This window comes from Eubacterium sp. AM46-8 (assembly GCF_003466705.1).
Classification (GTDB): Bacteria; Bacillota; Clostridia; order Lachnospirales; family Lachnospiraceae; genus Lachnospira.
Genome location: NZ_QSEU01000041.1, coordinates 1 through 763, shown reverse-complemented (window position 1 = coordinate 763; position 763 = coordinate 1). Strand labels below are relative to the sequence as shown.

Annotated in this window: 1 rRNA gene; it reads left to right on the top strand. The window is 45.1% G+C overall.

From position 1 onward, the window contains the following. Positions 1–168: 168 nt before the first annotated feature. Positions 169–763: ribosomal RNA gene (locus DW963_RS13140) — 23S ribosomal RNA — on the top strand; the annotation flags it as partial.

The following is a 763-nucleotide window of genomic DNA, read 5'->3' as shown; positions in this document are numbered from 1 at the left end:
ATTGTTCTTTGAAAACTGCATATTAAAATATCTTATAAAACATTGTTTTAAATAATGTTTAGACATCCGAGGTGCGACATATACTTAAAGTAAATGTCAAACCAAGAAACAAACCAAGGTTGAGAAATCAACCAAAACCGAATGGTGTAACGCTATACATCATTATCAGGTTAAGCTATAAAGAGCATAGGGTGGATGCCTAGGCACTGAGAGCCGATGAAAGACGTGATAAGCTGCGATAAGCTGCGGTAAGGAGCAAATATCCATTGACCCGCAGATTTCTGAATGGGGAAACCTACGCAAGAAGACCTTGCGTACTCATACATGAATACATAGTGTATGAGAGGGAACCCGGGGAACTGAAACATCTAAGTACCCGGAGGAAGAGAAAGAAACATCGATTTCCTGAGTAGCGGCGAGCGAAAGGGAAAGAGCCCAAACCAGAGGATTTATCCTCTGGGGTTAGGACTGCATAATTGATCTGCAATTGATAGGAGAACGGTCTGGGAAGTCCGGCGAGAAAGCGTGAAAGCCGCGTATCCGAAATCGAAAGCAGCAAGGCAGTATCCAGAGTACCACGAGACACGAGAAACCTTGTGGGAATGAGCGGAGACCACTCCGTAAGGCTAAATACTACTCAGTGACCGATAGCGCATAGTACTGTGAAGGAAAGGTGAAAAGGACCCCGGGAGGGGAGTGAAAGAGAACCTGAAACCCTGTGTTTACAAGCTGTCGAAGCACGCAAGTGCGACGGCGTACTTTT